The following is a 17,305-nucleotide window of genomic DNA, read 5'->3' on the forward strand; positions in this document are numbered from 1 at the left end:
TTCTTAGAGCTGCTTATTCTTTTTGGCATTTTTATAGACCGAGGGCACAACACCCACGATCAGCTTGAATTTATCTATAAAATAATCCGTATTGGAGAACCCAACTTGAAGGGCAATATCGGAGATTTTCAGCTGCGTCCGCTTAAGAAGTCCTTTCGCGGCTTCAATGCGTTTCTCATTCAAATACTCGCTGAAGCTGCGGCCTGTCTCTTTACGGAACAGCTGTCCCAAATAAGCGGAATTCATGTGGAATTGTCTCGCCAGCTCCTGAAGCTGCAGCTTGTTGCGGAATTCAAGATCGACATACTGGATAACGTTAAAAATCGTATTCCCTTCATTGGCGCTGTGCAGCTCTGCCAGATAGACAGCTGTCTGCCTGCATAGTCCATCCGCATATTTGCCCAGCATAAAATAATCGCCGAGACTGCCGAGTTCTCCATATTCCTTCTGTAGCTTATTCATAAGGATAGCCGGGTCCCCGTTCATCTCCGCCAGCAGCCGGCATAACGTCATCTCCAGGTGAGCCACCTGAGCCTGCACCGCTTCAACAGTCAGCAGCTGTTCTGCGAAAGAAGCGAACAGTTCCCTGATGCTGGGCTCAATTCCAGCCGTATCGTTAGCCTTGACCTTCTCCAGCAGCTTCTCCAGACTGTCATTCTGAAGCTCCGCCCCTACACTCATTCTCTTGAGGTCACTATAAAAAAAGACTCCACCCTTCTCCCGGTGATACTTCAGCTTCCATACTTCAAGCGTCTGCGAATAAATTTCCCGCATGGACTCTATCCCGTTCATTCTGTCACTGATCATGATGGCTGCCGGTTCAAGCACCTGTTCTGCAAGTGCTTTCTGGAGCATTCTGGCATTCTCCGCCAGACTATCGCAGCTGATCGAAGCCGACTGAATCATCATGCCCGACCGGCCCGCCGCATCCTGAAAGAAACAAGTGGATTCCCAGGGGAAATAATCGTTTAAGCGCTGGTCGATATCGACGGCGGTATAAGGCGGGGCGATAAGAATGCATACCAGCTCCGTATCCGGCTGCAGGTTCAGCAGGTTGACAGCCATAACCCGCAGCTCTTCACTATGCTCACCCTGAATCAGGCGAGTGATCAGATTATTTACGACAAACGCCCGCTTTTTCTGACGATCCACTTTGGAAGCGATTTCATTTTGAATGATCGTTTGCATCTTGCCCAGCAAGGACTCGATTTCTTCGTCGTCGATCGGCTTCAGCAGGTATTGATCGACCCGCTGGCGGAGCGCGGTCCGGGCATACTGGAAATCATCATAACCGCTTAGAATGACAAACTTTGGTGGCTTGGTCATACTTACATTTAGCTTGGCAATCAATTCGAGACCATTGAATACGGGCATATTGATATCCGTTAATACTAAATCCGGCTTCTGCTCCTGGATAAGCCTGAGCGCATCCGTGCCGTTCAAGGCTTCCCCGCATATCTCGAAACCGAACTTCTCCCAATTCACCATCGTTCTCAGACCTTCAAGAACCCACGGTTCATCGTCAACAAGCATGACCTTCAGCATGAGTCTCGCTCCTTCATATCCTTTTTTTATAGAGAGATACGTTAGCAAAATTACTATAGATCATGCTAACACAGATAGACTGAGTTATGGAATAGGCACTGGGCATAAATACTTTATCCAAGATAATTTCCCATTTAAGTAAATTCCAGCAATTTCCCAAGGTACTCCCGCAGAAGCCGCAGATCTTTCGGATACAAAAAGGGATGTTCCCCGGCCTTCTTTTCAAGGCTGTGGAACATCCCTATGTTTCACTCAAACTCGCTGTTCTTGTGCCTCAAGCTCCTTGCGGATCTTCAGAAATACCTGATAACTCCGCTCGGCGCATTCCGAAATGGCTATCGGATGGAAGCCGGGCAGATCGGCATATAGTGTGTCATTCAGCGGTGCTGTCCAGCTCGCCGGCAGCTCCTTCGCGCCAAGCTTCGCCCCCATAATCGAGCCGACCGTGGCACCGTTGCAATCCGTATCCATCCCGCCGTACACAGAGGTGACTACGGCCTTCTCGAAATCATTGCCGCCATAGACAAGTGAGGCGGCGACCAGCGCAGCATTATTATTGGTGTGCACCGGATCATAATGACTGAATTGATCCCAGATTGTGCTCACCAGCTCACGTTCGCTTTTGGCCTTCCGGCCAATATCGATTCCGCGTTTCACATCGCTGGCCAGACGGCTTGTGCTTGGGATCTCGCTGAGCCCGATCTCCAGGATGCGCTCGTTATCCTGCTCGGCGAAGGCGGCAGAAATCATTGCGGCATTCAGCATCTCGCCATAGATTCCGTTCTTCACATGCGAGAAGGAGGCGTCCCGCCAGCCCAGCTCCGCCGCGAGCTCCGGATACCCGGCCGCCCCGTAGGCCAAACCATCAGCGCGTATTGCGGCGCCGATCCATTCGCGGTACGGATTGAGATGCATGCGCACACGTTCCTGCCGCTGCGGCCAATCCGCCGGCTTTTCTCCATGCATATGAGAAGTTTCCCGGGCAAAATTCATGTAAGCTTGGGTCTCTGCTGTGCAGACCTGGCTATACGTCAGATTTCCATGCCACAGCTTACCAACATCCCACGAATCCCAGTCCAAGCCCTTCTGCTCCAGCAGCATCAGACCGAGGACCGTATAGCGGATATCGTCGTCACTCTCCATGTACCGGATGGTCTCCCGGGTACTGGTAAAGGACCAGCCGCTTAAGCCCAGACCGTATTCCTTCTCCGCCCGTGAATGCTCCGGGGTATAGCCGGTAATCGGCCACGCGTCAGCACCTTGGAACCACAGCTCAATATTCTGCCAGCCCGGCCGGCCGTCTTTGCCATACAGGTAATCCCAATATTCCAGCGGCTTACCCAGCGCACAGCCGACACTTCTGCCCAGCCAAGCCCCGTAGAACTTGTCCCTCCACTCCGCAGGACTCCACCGGGCGTCAAGCTTCCGCGGTCCATCCGGGCGCAGGCTGCGGATTTCCGCAAGACCCGACGGCTCCCGGTACGGGAAATCCTCAGCTACCTTGAGCTCCATCAGCTCGCGGTATACCTCCATAAGCTTCATTTCATCGCTTCCAGCGGCGGCAAGCTTGTCTGTCAGACTGCCGGCCTGGCAGCCTTCTTCCATCCGCTGCAGCAGTTCCAGCCGGACCGTCTCCTGAAGCTGTTCCCATCCAGCCATCCGCTAGTTCCCCCCGGACGCAAGCAGAAGCTCACGATCAAGTCTGTCCAGCGAATCAAACAGCAGCTTCATGAACGCTTCCCGGTCGATCCCCAGCAGTACCTCCGTGTTCGCGGCGCGGTCCGGTTTCTTCCTTCTGTCGGCCACGGTCATCCCACGGGTCAGCTTGCCTTCCGTCTCCACCGTGACATACAAATGCTGTGATTCGAACAGCTCCGGGTGCAGCAGCCAGGCCACGGCACACGGATCATGCAGCGCGTTGCCGACATAGCCCATTTTTTTGCCATATATCGAATAGAAATCAAGCAGCTCCCCTACCATGACGGAGACCGGTCCCCGGCGTTTCAGTTCGAGAATTTCATCCTCAAATATAGCCGCCTGATCGGTCACATCCAGACCGCTCATCACAATCGGAATACCGGATTCATAGACGATCCGGGCTGCCTCCGGGTCAACATAAATGTTGAACTCTGCGGTCACTGTTACATTTCCGTATGCCAAGCCGCCGCCCATCAGTGAAATTTTCTCAATTCTTTCCTTCACCTCTGGGTAAGCGGTGATCAGCAGGGCAATATTCGTTAAAGGCGCCATCGGCACAAGTGTAATCTTCTCCTCCGAAGAGCGGATAATATCCAGCATAAATTCTACCGCCCCCTGATCTACAGGCTTGAATTTGCTGGCCGGAAGTGCCGGGCCGTCCATCCCGGATTCCCCATGCGCTTCTGCGCCCGTAACCAGCTTGCCAAGCAGCGGACCCACTGCTCCTTTGGCCACGGGAATGTCGGCATTTACAAAGCTGAGCACCTTCAACGCGTTGTCGGTAATTTTGTCCAGAATCTGGTTGCCCCCAACCGTCGTAATTCCCCGGATCTCCAGCTGCTCCGGATGAGCCAGCGCGAGCAGAATGGCAATCGCGTCATCATGCCCCGGATCGCAGTCAATAATTATAGGTGTTGGCATAACGTTCGCTCCCTTGTGTGTGTATATCTGAATTCCGAATTATTTCGTGGTCGTAGTTTTTATTTTGCGGTTCTTCTTCCGGGTCTCGGAGACCGCGTAAATCACCAGGCCGATGACCGTTGCCACATAAGGTAGCGTCGCAATCAGCTCCGCCGGGATCTTCAGCACCTGGAGCGCATTGGATAGCGCATCAGCGGCCCCGAACAGGAGTGAGGTAAGCGCCGTTCCGACCGTTGTGCTCCGGCCCATTGATTCTGCCGCAATAGCAATCCAGCCCCGGCCTGCAATCATATCGCGGGTAAAGAGTGACAGATAACCCATCGACATATAAGCGCCGCCCAGGCTGGCAAAAAAACCGCTAAGCAGCAGAGCCGCATATTGAATCTTGATCACACTGACACCAACCGACTGGGCTGCATGCGGATTCTCCCCTACGGAACGGATGCGCAGGCCAAGCGGTGTACGGTTCAGCAGGTAATAGACGATCAGCACAGACAGTATAGAGAAATAGGTCAGAATATGGTGCCCCGAGAGGATTGGGCCAAGCACCGGAATATCCTTCAGCAGCGGAATCTGCACACTCGGCAGCACCTTGCTCGCCAGGGAGGTGGAAGAACCCTTGTCCCCGCTGAGCAGATACAGGATAAATACCGTCCCTCCGGATGCGAACATGTTGATCGCCACACCGCCGAGAATGATATGCGTCTTGAATCTCAGGGTAAAAAAAGCCAGAATTCCGGCGATGATCGTCCCCGACAGCACCGCACCGAGCAGCCCTATCCAGGCACTGTGGCTATAGGCACTTACAATAACACCGGCCAAGGCGGACACCAGCATGATCCCTTCCATCCCGATATTGATAATACCCGCCCGGTTTGAGATCAGCGCACCCAGCGCGGCGAACAGAATTGGCGTCGTTACACGCAGCAGAGAGAACGCAAAGTCCGTGGTAAAAATAACATCCAGCAGGCTGTTCATACGTTATTTTTCGCCTCCTTCAGCAGCATCCGGTTCTTCCAGAATTTCAGGAACTGTTCAGCGGAAATCAGCAGAATAATGACAGCCTGGATGATCGAGATCATCTCGGAAGGCACATCGGACAGGCGTGCCATCAGATCCGCTCCAATACGGATATACGCAAGGAAAAGCGCCGAGGCAATCACGGACAGCGGGTTATTTTTGGCCAGCATCGCTACAAGTGCACCGTCCATGCCGTAACCCGGCAGTGAGGTCCACTGGAACCGGTTGTACATCCCCAGCACCTCCACCGATCCGCCCATGCCGGCGATAAATCCTGCAATCAGGTGGACGAGGATGATGACCTTGGCGGTCTTCATTCCCGAGTAGCGGGCAAACTCCCGGTTCACACCGGTCATCCGCAGCTCATAGCCCCACTTGGTTTTGTAGAGGAACAGATGGGCGAGCACAATAAGCACCAGCACGATAATAAGACCGGTATGAATCCGGGTTCCCTGAAAGATTTTATCCAGCTGCGCCGTCTTCTCGAATTTAAAAGAAACGTTGGCGAATGCCTTGGCATCACGGAGATGATAGTTGAGCAGATACAGGCCAATCCCGAACAGGATATTGTTGAACATTAAAGAGGTAACGAGTTCGTTGGCATTCCACTTGGCCTTGAGAATTCCGGGAATCGCCGACAGCAAAGCGCCTACAATCGAACCGGCTGCAATCGCCACAAGCGGATGAATCCAGCTGTTCAGGGTCAAATGGATCGCCAGCACCGAGGTCACTACCCCGGAGAAATAAAAGATTCCTTCCGCACCAAGGTTGAACATATTGGCCCGGAACAGCAGGGAGACGGCCAGACCCGTGAACATCAGCGGAATGGCCATCTCGATCACGTTGCCGATATGCCCTTTCGTGGATATAGGCTCCCATAAGAAAATGCCAATCGTCTTGAGCGGCTGGTCACTGACCAGCGAGATGATCATAAAGGCGATGACCAGGGCAATCAATATGACCGCTGTTGTCCGGATTGCCTCAAAATATTTGACTTTAAACATGGTTTTCGGCCCTCCTGGTGTGCTGCTTGTCCTGCCGGTTGATCCCCAGCATATATAGTCCGAGCTCCTCTTCGCTGACCTTAGAAGGCTCATCGAAACAGGCAACAATCTGACCTTCATACATCACGAGCAACTGATCACTCAGCTCCAGAATTTCATTCAAGTCCGCCGACACCAGCACAATGGCACAGCTGCCGGAACGCAGCTCCAGCAGCTTCTGGTGAATGAACTGGGCCGCGCCGATATCCACGCCCCGGGTCGGCTGCTCGGCAATCAGCAGCTCCGGCCCGGTCGAACATTCCCGCGCCACTACAACCTTCTGCATATTTCCTCCCGACAGCATGGCAATCGGCTGCTGCGGTCCTGAGCAGCGCACTTTGAACTCCTCCACCAGTGACGCGGCCAGGCTGGCAATTCTGGAGCCATGCAGAAGAGGGCCTTTATTCATATCCTTGGAGCGGTAACGGGTAGAGATCAGGTTATCGGAAATGCTGGCCTCCCCGGCTGAGCCCTGCCGCATCCGGTCCTCTGGAATATAAGAGACACCCAGTCCGCGAATGTCACGGATATCTGATTCACGGATCTCCGTCCCTTTCACCTTGACTGATCCGGTACACGACACTCCGCGAAGTCCGCCTGTCAGAGCCTCAATCAGCTGCGACTGCCCATTGCCTTCCACACCGGCAATTCCGACAATCTGCCCTGCGCGAACAGAGAAATTGACGTCCGACAGCAGCGCCTTGCCCTGACTGTCATGGACACCCAGGCTCTCTACCGAAAGCACGGAGTTCCCAAGAGCCACGTTGTCCTTGTCATATTTCAAGACCACATCCCGGCCCACCATCAGCCGTGAAATTTCCTGCTCCGTTACATCCTTCGTCTGAAAGACACCTTCGCTTCTGCCGCCGCGCATGATCGAAATCCGGTCGCAGATCGCTTTGACCTCCTTCAGCTTGTGTGAAATAAACACAATCGTATGACCCTGCTCCCTAAGCTGCTGCAGCTCATGGAACAGCTCTTCCGTTTCCTGCGGAGTCAGAACCGCTGTCGGCTCGTCCAGAATCAGGATTTTGGCACCGCGCACCAGTGCCTTCAGAATCTCCACCTTCTGCTTCATGCCGACGGTAAGATCCTCGACCTTGGCTTTGGCATTCACCGCAAGGTTATATTTACGCGCCGTCTCTTCGGTCAACCGCACGGCTTCGTTGTAGTTGAAGCTCACGCCTTTGCGCGGCTCCATGCCAAGCACCATATTCTCGGCTACTGTAAAGGAAGGCACCAGCATGAAATGCTGATGGACCATGCCAATGCCCCGGTCAATGGCGTCCTGGGGGGATTGCAGCTTCATCTTTTCACCCCTGATGTAGATCTCGCCTTCACTCGGCTCTTCCATCCCGAACATAATCTTCATCAGGGTCGATTTGCCGGCCCCATTCTCTCCGGCAATCGCATGGATTTCTCCTTCACGCAGAGAAAAGTGAACGTCTTTGTTTGCAACGACGCCATTTGGATATACTTTGGTAATTCCCCGCATTTCCAGCAGAGCGTTCTGCATGGGTCATCAACGCCTTTCAACTTAGGTGTCTGCAAAAATAGGCAGCTGGAAATCTTCTTGCGGAAGAATTCCAACTGCATGAGTTAACATGTTAAATCATAAATACGATTAAGGTTTAACGGCATTACGGATAGCTTCAACTTCTGAGGTTTCCATGCCCATTGCATTGTCTACAGTAATCTCTTTGTTGATGAGCTTCTGCTTCACTTCTTCAACTTTGGCCTGCAGGTCAGCCGGGTAGACGCTTTTATAGATCTCGTTCTCTGCAATGCCCACGCCGTCTTCCACAAAGCCGAGCACATCACGTTTGCCCATTTCAAGCGTTCCGTCCTGCAGCTTCTTCACAGCTCCAAGAATGGCGCTGTCGATCTTTTTTATCGCGGATGTAACGATCAGGTTGGCTTTGTCGTTGTCTGTATCTTTCAGCAGCATCGCTTGGTCGGAATCGACGCCGATGGCATATTTGGTCTTCTCTTTGGCAGCATCGAAGATTCCAAGCCCTGTTCCGCCCGCTACGTTGAAGATGATGTCCACGCCGGAGTTGTATTGAATGAGCGACAGCTCTTTCCCTTTTGCCGGGTTCACGAAATCACCCGCATAGGATACTGCTACCTTCACCTCAGGATCAACATATTGCGCGCCCTGAATGTAACCTACCAGGAAAGCATTGATTCCGGGAATATCCATTCCGCCTACAAACCCGATGATGTTCTCCTTATTCGCATTCGGCATATCGGATTGCGTAGCCAATGCTGCTGCCGCACCAGCCAAGAAGGATACTTCATTGGTGGAATAGGACATGTTGTACATATTGGCAGGTGCTTCTTCGATGTCCGTGTCATAGTTGATGAATTTTTTATCCGGATTGGCTTCAGCCGTTGCATTGAACATCTCGGTAATTTCCGATCCGCCCGAAATAACAACATCCCAATCCTCGGCGGCGATATCGTTAAACGTAGGCTCCCATTTCGTCTTGTCGGTTCCCATTTCTACAACCTTGGTTTCCGCACCAAGCTCATCCTTCACCTTCTGCAGTCCATTATTGGCCGCATCAAAAAATGATTTATCTCCAAGCGTTCCCGGAATCAGCAGCACGACCTTGAGCTTGTCCCCAGCAGCCGCTTCTCCGCCTTCTGCATCATTTGCGGAATTTGCTGTATTTCCATTGCCGGACGTATTATTTCCGCAAGCCGTGACAAGTACCATTACCATGAGCAACAATAAAGCAAGAACGTTCTTTTTCATTTTTTGTTCACACCCCTGTTTGTAGTTGGTTTACCTTAAAGAAATGGCTGAATGTCCCAATTGCACGTTTTGTGTTATAGCGATGACCCCGTTGAGTTTCGGCAAATTCATAAAAACTATGAAAATTAGTGAATTACTTTCAAAAGCAAACATTACATGGATACAAATCTTGAAAAACCGGGTAATTTCCGAACGAGATGGCCAGTCTGGTTGCGAATCTTCGGTTTAATTGATACGATCATAACAAATAAGGCAGCAAATATTTATATGGATTCGGTCAGGTTTTTGCACGATTCGGCTAAATGACAGAATAACGGAGGATCACAATGGATCGAGTCCTATATATTGTAAGTGCAGATCATGAAGCTAATACTTATATCCCTCCGCATCAGCATGAATGCTTCGAACTGATTTATTACATCCAGGGGCTTGGTTCCTCGAATGTGGGGACCCGCAACTATCATTTCCGGCCCTATTCATTCGCGCTGATCCCGCCCAACTTTAAACATGATGAGAAACACACGCCGGAGGCGGATGTTCTGTTCGTAGGGTTTATCTGCGGCCATCCGAATCTCCGCGCTTTAGCCGGAGTCTATGACGACGACAAGGATCAGACCGTGCTGCAGATCATGCTGCGGATGAAAGAGGAGTTCTCCCGCAAACGGGATGGCTACACCGAACTTATGAATCTGCAGATGAGTGAGATCATCGTTCATCTGCTGCGGCTGCTTGGCACGGGACATACGCCATCTCCTTCAGAGGATCAGATGCAGTATGTTCTGAACTATATGGACGAGCATTACCGCCATAAGCTTTCGGTTCAATCGCTCGCAGAAATGTCCGGCTACAGCTATGACAGGTTCCGGCATTTATTCAAGGAAAGATTCGGGCATTCTCCGCACCGTTATCTTCTGTCAAAGCGGATCAATTATGCGAAATCACTGCTGCTTCATACCCAAATGCAAATCGCTGAGGTTTCAGCGGCTGCAGGGTTTGTAAACGATGCCCAATTCTGCAATATGTTCAAAAGAGAGGTCGGCCTCTCCCCCCGGACCTTCCGGATGAAGAGTAAATGAAATAAAGACCAGACGAGAGGAAGCGATATAGCTTCCTCTCGTCTGGTCTTTTGGTCTGATGGAACGCAAGCACCTCTACAGGGTGTAACGGTCACTCCCCGTAACCCAGCTCCTTTAGTTGGGCAACCGCCGTGTCGAGGTAATTTTTGTAGCTGAATGTTCCTTCCAGTGTGCTGAGGAATTTGTCATAGTCCTCTATTTTGGCCTTGCCATAGATGAATTTGATCATTTCCTCCTCAATGAACCGGTTGGCATCTGCGGGATTATAGCCCTGCGGACTAGACACGAAACCATCCAGTGTCTGAATCCGCGGCAGTCCGGCCTCGAAATCAATGAAGGTGGCCAAATTGCTGAATTTCGTCTTGAGATATTCAGTTTCAGGCCGGCCCGTGAACTGGTACAACCAGGTGAAAGAAGCATCCGAGCGTCCTTTGTCGGTAATGGCGACCTTGTCTCCATCCAGCGTGTAGTGGGTATCCTGCACTCCGTATTGGACCAGACGGTTGCCTTCAGGCGTGGATACGTAGTTCAACAATTCCAGTACCTTGTTCAGCTTATCCGGCTCACTTTCCAGCTTCTTCGGGATGACCCACAACCCGCTGGAAGCACCGATGTTGAGGGAGTTGGCATTTTGAATGCCCGTCGGCCCCTTGGGCGGTGCCAGCTGCAGCCATTCCGCTTTTGGATTCGCGCCTTTCCACACCTCAACCTTGTCATCCTTCATAATCTGCGCCCATTCTGTGTTGATAATGCCTACTTTACCCTGAAATGCTTTGTCGATCGCCATTGTGCCCTTGTTGCTGACAATCTCCGGATCTACGACCCCGGCATCAAGAAACTGCTTGAGCTTCGCCAGCACGTCTTTCATTTCCGGCTGGTAGAACGTGCTTACCACCTTGCCATCACGGACAAATAATTGCGAGGTGTCGAAAATATTCGTAATTCCGTAAGCGCCGAAGATCGGCTCAAAGGTCTGAAAGTTCGTGCCGGACAGTCCAAAGGTGTCATTTTTGCCATTCTTGTCGGGGTCCTCGGTTGTAAACGCTTTAGCAACTTCGAACAGTTCATCGACTGTAGTCGGCGGCTGCAATTTCAGGTTATCCAGCCAATCCTTCCGAATCCAGTAGGTATAGGAAATGGACTGTCCCGCTTTGGGCAGCGCATATTGCTTGCCGTCCACAATTCCCTTCTTCAGCACTTCCCCGCCGACAAAAGAGGTGTATTCCGGCAGCTTCTCCATATAGGATGTCAGATCAAGCAGCGAACCGGATTGGGCCAGCTTCTGCAAGTGCGCCTTGCTCGTAGCCATCAGTAAATCAGGCAGGTTGTTAGAGGCCGCACGCACATTCATCTGATTTTCATAATCGCTCTGGTCACCCACGAGTGTCAGCTTCAGTTTTGTTCCCAGTTGTTCATCCAGTGCTTTCTTAATAAAATCGTCTGCTGGCAGGCTCGTGCCCCAGCTGATCTCTGCCGCTTCAAGCTCCACCGGACCTGAGGGCGCAGCTGCATTCCCGCCCTCCGTTGCTGCGGGCGCTTTATCCGCGCCTCCGCCGCATCCGCCAATCAGCGCTGTTGCCGCTGCCACCGTGACCCAAGCCGTGAATCGTTTGTTTCTCTGCTTCATTTTGAACCCCTGCCTTCTGTAAGAAGTTTATCCTTGCACTAGCTTATGAATGAATTGGAACCCCTTGCGGGGCTCCGCCTTATCCCTTAATGGCTCCCAGCAGCATGCCTTTGGTGAAATGCTTCTGTATGAACGGGTACACCACGATAATCGGCAGACTGCCGGCAATAACGGCAGCCATTTGCATGGCCGCTGTAGGCACTGTCACTTCTGCCTGCAGCTCATTGGATTGAGTGAGCAGCAGCATGTTGCGGATAACTACCTGCAGCGGATGCAGATGGGTATCGGTAATGTACAGAACGGCTGAGAAAAAGGAGTTCCAATGGCCGACCATATAAAACAGTCCGACCGTCATCATTGACGGAATGGAGAGCGGGATCACAATTTGCCACAAGATCCGGAACTCCTTGGCCCCGTCCATCCGGGCCGATTCGAACAGTTCCTCCGGCAGGCTCTCGAAAAAGCTTTTCATAATCAAAACGTTAAAAGTAGCAATCGCTCCCGGAACAATGAGTGACCAAATCGTATCCAGCATTCCCAGCGAACGGACAACCAGATAGGTAGGAATCAGACCGCCGTTAAACAACATCGTAATGACGATGAAGAGCAGAAAGAACGTACGTCCCGGCAAATTCCTGCGGCTGAGCGGATAAGCGGCCAGCGTAGTCAGAATCATGTTAATGGTGGTGCCTGCCGTAGTCACCAGCACCGTAATTAGCATGGATCGGCCAAGCGCGGGATCCGTCAAAATCCGGTGATACGCCTCAAACGATATGTTCCGGGGAATGACCACGAATCCCCCGTTCTTAATTACCTCGCTGTACGGGGTCAGTGACATCGAAATCACGTAGAGCAGCGGAAAAATCGAAAGTGCCGCCACTGCCGCAAGCAGGATATAGACCAGCGTGTTGAAGATTCTATCCGATTTTCCGCTTACCATATCCCGCCCCCCCATCTTTTGGCCAGTTTATTGGCACCGACCACCAGCACGAAGCCGATGACGGATTTGAACAGTCCGACTGTTGTTGCCAGGCTGAAATTCATCTGCTCCAGTCCGGTACGGTACACCCAGGTGTCGATAATATCGCCAACCTCATATACACGCGGATGATAAAAGACATAAATCTGCTCGAAGCCGGCATCCATGATGCTGCCAATCTTGAGAATTAGGAGCAGCATGATTACCCCCCGGATCCCCGGCAGTGTAATATGCCAGATCATCCGCAGCCGGCTGGCCCCGTCCACCTTTGCCGCTTCAAACAGCGTCGGGTCGATACTGCTGATCGCCGCCAAGTAGATGATCGCGCCCCAGCCGAGGTCCTTCCAGATTTCTGTTGAGACGAGCATGCTGCGGAACCATTCCGTTGAGTTCAAAAAAGGGATGCTCGACCCTCCGCCTTCCGTGATCCAGCGGTTAACCAGCCCGGTCGTTTCCGAGAAAAAAGCTACCGAGATCCCGTAGATGATAATCCACGACAGGAAATGAGGCATATAGCTTAGCGTCTGAACCCAGCGTTTCAGCCAGGTTATCCGGCATTCATGGATCAGAATCGCCAGGATAATCGACGGCAGCATGCCAAACACCAGCTTGTAGAGGCTGATCAGCAGCGTATTGGTCATCAGCTGTGAGAAGTATGGGGAATCAAAAAACATTTTAAAATATTTATACCAGGGGTCAGCCCAAGGGCTGTTCAGAATACCATCTGTAAAATTATAATCCTTGAACGAAATGACGACACCGTACATGGGCAGATACTTAAAAATGAAATACCAGATGAGGCAAGGAAGCAGCATCAGGTAGAATGTCTTCATTCCCCAAATTCCTGCCCATGTGCGGCGCATGGACCACTTGCCCGCTTTTCTTCTTGTAGTGACAACAGATTGTTCCATATACTCAACCTCTCCGTCTAATTCTTTGGCCTGCTTATAGCATAGCGGATGGCTGAGGACTGGCGTAATCTTCATATCTCAGCGATTCAGTGCACGATTTTAAGATTGGGCCTGCAAGCGGGACACAAGTGGAAACGGCTTTGCCGTCCTCAAAAGGACGGTATCCGTTTCAGCGAGAAATAGAAGGATAATTTATAGCGTGAAACATATAAATTCTTATCTTTGAACAAAAAAACGATCCCGTATTCCGTAGTAAAACGGAGGACGGGTTCGTTTTTTCGAGTTGGCATGAGTGAAGCAGCGGGAGCTGAGCAATGTCTAACCGGATTGCAGGACAGCTCACTGGGATCTATGACTTGGCTTCCTGACCCTTTCGCTGCAGCCTGTATTCATTGGGCGTCAGTCCGGTCCAGCGTTTAAAGATTTTGAAAAAGTAGCTGGGGTTGGCGAAACCGACACGCTCTCCGATTTCAGCCACCGTGAGCACGGTCTGCTCCAGATAGAACTTTGCTTCATTCACCCGGATATGCTGCAAATAGTTAATAAAGGTCTGCCCGGTTTTTTTCTTGAACAGCCCGCTCAAATAATTCTCATCCATCTTGACGTAATGGGCCATTGCCTGCAGCGAGATGTCCTGGTCATAGTGCTGCAGCAGATAGCGGATCATTGTATTGATCTCGGGATGGTCTGTCTCCGGCAGACGCACCCTGCTGAGACCCTTGGCGTATGCACGCATCCGCCGGTCCATCTGCTCCAGCAGGCCGGAGTGGCGCTCAGCATCAAGCAGCGGTCCAGGCGGTTCCGCGTTCTTTCCGCTAATCCGTGCGAACAGTTTGTCCAGACGTTCCGCCGTCTCTTTCACAGACGCCATCGGCATGTTGGCTGTCTGCATGAAGGCCCATAGCTGCTCCAGCTTGCCCGAGCATTCCTTCACATCCAGACGCTCAAAGCAGCTGATCACCTCGTGCTCCTGTTCCCACGGAACGGATAACGATTCAGGGGTAAGCCCCGGCACGACTTCCGGGAAACGAGCAGACTGGACACAGCCATAATAGTGGCGGTCCAGCATGGATAAATTCAGCAGCCAGCCGGCCGTCAACCCGGAGGCAGATGCTATGGATCGGCAAATGACGGGGAACCCCTCATATGCCGTCTCACGAATGGGTCCACGGAGCTGCGCCGTTGCACCGCGAGCCGCTTCTCCGGGCCAGACAAAAAACGTCGTCTGCCCCATATGCGTAAACCGGCAGCTGCGCACAGCTTCACCGGTACCCGGAGGCAGCAGATGCTGAAGCTCCTCAACATGCAGCAGCCGGGAACCGTTCAATACAGAAACCAGCAGCAGTCCAGGCGAGGCCTCCAGCAGCCGGCGGAATCCCTCCAGTCTGCCCGCCTCGTAAGGGTACAGCTCTTTGCCGTACATTTCCCGCCACAGGCAATCGGCATATTCATGGAAGGACTGCCATTGCAGGCGGTGCTGCTGCTCTGCCTGCTTCACCAGCCCGGCCTTAGCCTTATTGAGTGCCTGCAGCAGTTCCTCATCACTCATGGATAACTTGAGGATATAACCGGAGGCGCCGTGCTCCAGCGCCAGCCTGGCGTATTCAAATTCTCCTGCGCAGGTAAGCATGATGAATGAGCCTTCGAAACCTTTGGCGCGTGCGGCCTGCAGCAGCTCCAGACCATCCATGTAGGGCATAAATATATCTGATACCACAATGTCAGGTTGATGCTCCGCCATCAACTCCAGCGCCTCCTGCCCGTGCGATGCTTCACCGGCAATGGTGAACCCATGCTCCTCCCAGCGTATCGCCTGGCGGATCGAGCGGCGGACGAACGGCTCATCCTCAACCAGAAGTATTTTCCACATGGTGATCCCCCTCTTCATAAGGCGATGAATTCAGCAGCGGAATATCCAGTACAGCAACCGTTCCCTGCGGCAACGGGAGGAGAAGCAGCTCCCCCCGGCCCTTATACAGCAGCAGAATCCGTTCTCTCAGGTTGCTGAGTCCGATGCCCTTACGCCGTCTCTTGCCCGAGGCAGCCGCCCCCTGCTCCAGCCCCTGCCCGTTGTCCCCGATCTCCACCCGCAGCCTGTCACCCGTGCCGATTATCAGAATGGTGATCCTTCCACCATCCTTCATGTGCACCAGACCGTGATAGATCGCATTCTCCACTAGCGGCTGAAGGCTGAATTTGGGAATCAGCGCATACTCCAGCCCATCGCCGATCCGGTAATCGACAGTGAACCGGTGATCATAACGGAAGGACTGGATATAGACATAGGCCCGGATCAACTCTATTTCTTCTTTTAGGAAGACCAGATCGGCATCACTGTTCAGTCCTGACTCCAGCAGTTTTCCAAGATTCTGGCAGATCTCCGAGGTGCCGGTGTCACCGTGGCCCCGGGCATTCCACTTGATTGTATTCAGCGTGTTCAGCAAAAAGTGCGGATTCATCTGTGACATCAGCATCTGGAAGCGGATCGCCTCCTTTTGCCGTTCCTCCATGCGCAGCCGCTCTATAAGCTTCCGGATATCACCGGTCATCAGATTGAAGGCGCGGGCCAGACTCAGCAGCTCACCTCTATATTTACGTTCGGGAATGCTGACATTCAAATTTTTGTCGACGAGCTCGCTCATTTTTTTCTGCAAATTGTGCAGCGGACGGACTGTGGACGACACGATGGCATACATGATCAGGACAAAGATGGCTCCTGTGACCAAAAGCGACACCATCACCTGCCGCTTCATCGCCTCAATGTTGCCGGAGAGCGCTTCCAGTGGAAAGCGGTTGATGAGATACCAATCCATATTGGGCAGATAAATGCCGTTATAGATGAACAGGCCGTTCGGATCGGTAAAATAACGGGCGGAATCCTGCTTGAACGCCGCCAGCATCCCATGCAGCTGCTGGGCGATGCGGTCATTGCGCTCCATTAGAATAGGCTGCCCTTTCCCATCCAGCAGGTAGTACGTCTGCTTCACCTGGAACCCGTTGGTGATGGAGTTCAGCCAGGTTTTCATGTCGAGACTAATACGCAGGTAAGCGAAGGTTCCGCCTTCCGTATCCTGCAGCTTGGCGAACAGGGAGAACAATTGTGTACCCGGCAGTGCGCTCGACAACAGATAATCCGGTTCGTGGACAGTCCATAGGTAAGACTCGGAAGAGCTTACCAGTGCAGAAAATCCAGGCTGCTGCAAGATCTCACTCCCGCGGACCGGCAAGACCGTCAAGCCCTCCTCCAGCGTGTTATATACCTGCCCCTGCTTGTCGAGCAGCGTAATATGAACGGGAACCACCGCATTCATCAGCCTTTGCTTCACCAGCAACAGCGTGTTCTCAATCTGCAGCTTGCGGTCTTCCCCGCTCTCCTGTCCGCTCCGGCCCAGCCGGGCCTTCAGATTAGGATCACGCTCGAGCTGCAGCATCGCACCAAGCACGCCGAATTTCAGGCTTTCGATGTTATTCTTGAGGAAGGCAAGCTGAGCCGTATTTTGCTGGGAGATATTGTCCTTCATCATCGTCTCCAGCTTCGTAATGCTGCGGGTCTGCAGGAATGCAGAGGGAATGAGCACGAACAGCAGAATGGAAATAAACAAGCGGTTTTTTAAGCTTGCAGGCCACAACCAGCTTAATCTTCTGCCCATACCCCTCTCTCCTTCCGGCTATCCGTTGGATATTTACTGCTTGATACCACAAATTTTAGCACAGCTTGCCCAAA

13 protein-coding genes are annotated in these 17,305 nt (G+C 52.3%); 1 reads left to right on the plus strand and 12 read right to left on the minus strand.

Annotation, left to right across the window (positions count from 1 at the left end):
- Nucleotides 1–3: 3 nt before the first annotated feature.
- From H70357_RS28800 to H70357_RS28830, 7 genes are all read right to left on the minus strand, one after another.
- A complete protein-coding gene (locus tag H70357_RS28800; RefSeq protein ID WP_038596437.1) occupies nucleotides 4–1,545 on the minus strand; it encodes a response regulator in 1,542 nt (513 codons plus the stop codon).
- A 252-nt stretch (nucleotides 1,546–1,797) separates the two neighbouring features.
- Complete coding sequence (locus H70357_RS28805; protein WP_038596439.1) at nucleotides 1,798–3,204, minus strand: ADP-ribosylglycohydrolase family protein; 1,407 nt, start codon at nucleotides 3,202–3,204, stop codon at nucleotides 1,798–1,800.
- A gap of 3 nt (nucleotides 3,205–3,207) precedes the next feature.
- Nucleotides 3,208–4,164 (minus strand): nucleoside hydrolase, encoded by a 957-nt coding sequence (locus tag H70357_RS28810; protein ID WP_038596441.1) that lies wholly within the window; start codon nucleotides 4,162–4,164, stop codon nucleotides 3,208–3,210.
- Between the two features lie 39 nt (nucleotides 4,165–4,203).
- Complete coding sequence (locus tag H70357_RS28815; protein WP_038596443.1) at nucleotides 4,204–5,142, minus strand: ABC transporter permease; 939 nt, start codon at nucleotides 5,140–5,142, stop codon at nucleotides 4,204–4,206.
- The gene (locus H70357_RS28820) at nucleotides 5,139–6,188 is read right to left on the minus strand and encodes an ABC transporter permease (protein WP_038596445.1); all 1,050 of its coding nucleotides are present in this window, start codon (nucleotides 6,186–6,188) and stop codon (nucleotides 5,139–5,141) included. Before H70357_RS28820 ends, H70357_RS28815 begins: the two co-directional genes overlap by 4 nt.
- A complete protein-coding gene (locus H70357_RS28825; RefSeq protein ID WP_038596447.1) occupies nucleotides 6,181–7,743 on the minus strand; it encodes an ABC transporter ATP-binding protein in 1,563 nt (520 codons plus the stop codon). The genes H70357_RS28820 and H70357_RS28825 overlap by 8 nt, the downstream gene beginning before the upstream one ends.
- A 108-nt stretch (nucleotides 7,744–7,851) precedes the next feature.
- A complete protein-coding gene (locus H70357_RS28830; RefSeq protein ID WP_038596449.1) occupies nucleotides 7,852–8,988 on the minus strand; it encodes a BMP family ABC transporter substrate-binding protein in 1,137 nt (378 codons plus the stop codon).
- Nucleotides 8,989–9,314: 326 nt separating this feature from the next.
- Between H70357_RS28830 and H70357_RS28835 the strand changes: the two genes are divergently transcribed.
- A complete protein-coding gene (locus tag H70357_RS28835; RefSeq protein ID WP_038596451.1) occupies nucleotides 9,315–10,064 on the plus strand; it encodes an AraC family transcriptional regulator in 750 nt (249 codons plus the stop codon).
- 91 nt (nucleotides 10,065–10,155) lie between these two features.
- On the opposite strand, the gene H70357_RS28840 is transcribed toward H70357_RS28835, so the two are convergent.
- The 5 genes from H70357_RS28840 to H70357_RS28865 all read right to left on the minus strand — a co-directional run bounded on the left by H70357_RS28840 (nucleotide 10,156) and on the right by H70357_RS28865 (nucleotide 17,231).
- On the minus strand, nucleotides 10,156–11,691 hold the full coding sequence (locus H70357_RS28840) for an extracellular solute-binding protein (RefSeq protein ID WP_038596453.1): 1,536 nt from the start codon (nucleotides 11,689–11,691) through the stop codon (nucleotides 10,156–10,158).
- Nucleotides 11,692–11,770: 79 nt separating this feature from the next.
- Complete coding sequence (locus tag H70357_RS28845) at nucleotides 11,771–12,631, minus strand: carbohydrate ABC transporter permease (RefSeq protein WP_038596454.1); 861 nt, start codon at nucleotides 12,629–12,631, stop codon at nucleotides 11,771–11,773.
- The gene (locus H70357_RS28850) at nucleotides 12,625–13,533 is read right to left on the minus strand and encodes an ABC transporter permease (RefSeq protein WP_231578518.1); all 909 of its coding nucleotides are present in this window, start codon (nucleotides 13,531–13,533) and stop codon (nucleotides 12,625–12,627) included. The genes H70357_RS28845 and H70357_RS28850 overlap by 7 nt, the downstream gene beginning before the upstream one ends.
- Before the next feature lie 397 nt (nucleotides 13,534–13,930).
- Nucleotides 13,931–15,451 carry a response regulator transcription factor gene (locus H70357_RS34635; protein ID WP_052092315.1) on the minus strand — a complete coding sequence of 507 codons (1,521 nt, stop codon included), beginning with the start codon at nucleotides 15,449–15,451 and terminating at the stop codon, nucleotides 13,931–13,933.
- Nucleotides 15,429–17,231 (minus strand): sensor histidine kinase, encoded by a 1,803-nt coding sequence (locus H70357_RS28865; protein WP_052092316.1) that lies wholly within the window; start codon nucleotides 17,229–17,231, stop codon nucleotides 15,429–15,431. The genes H70357_RS34635 and H70357_RS28865 overlap by 23 nt, the downstream gene beginning before the upstream one ends.
- Nucleotides 17,232–17,305: the final 74 nt, after the last annotated feature.

The organism is Paenibacillus sp. FSL H7-0357 (genome assembly GCF_000758525.1).
In the GTDB taxonomy this organism is placed as follows: Bacteria; Bacillota; Bacilli; order Paenibacillales; family Paenibacillaceae; genus Paenibacillus_AQ.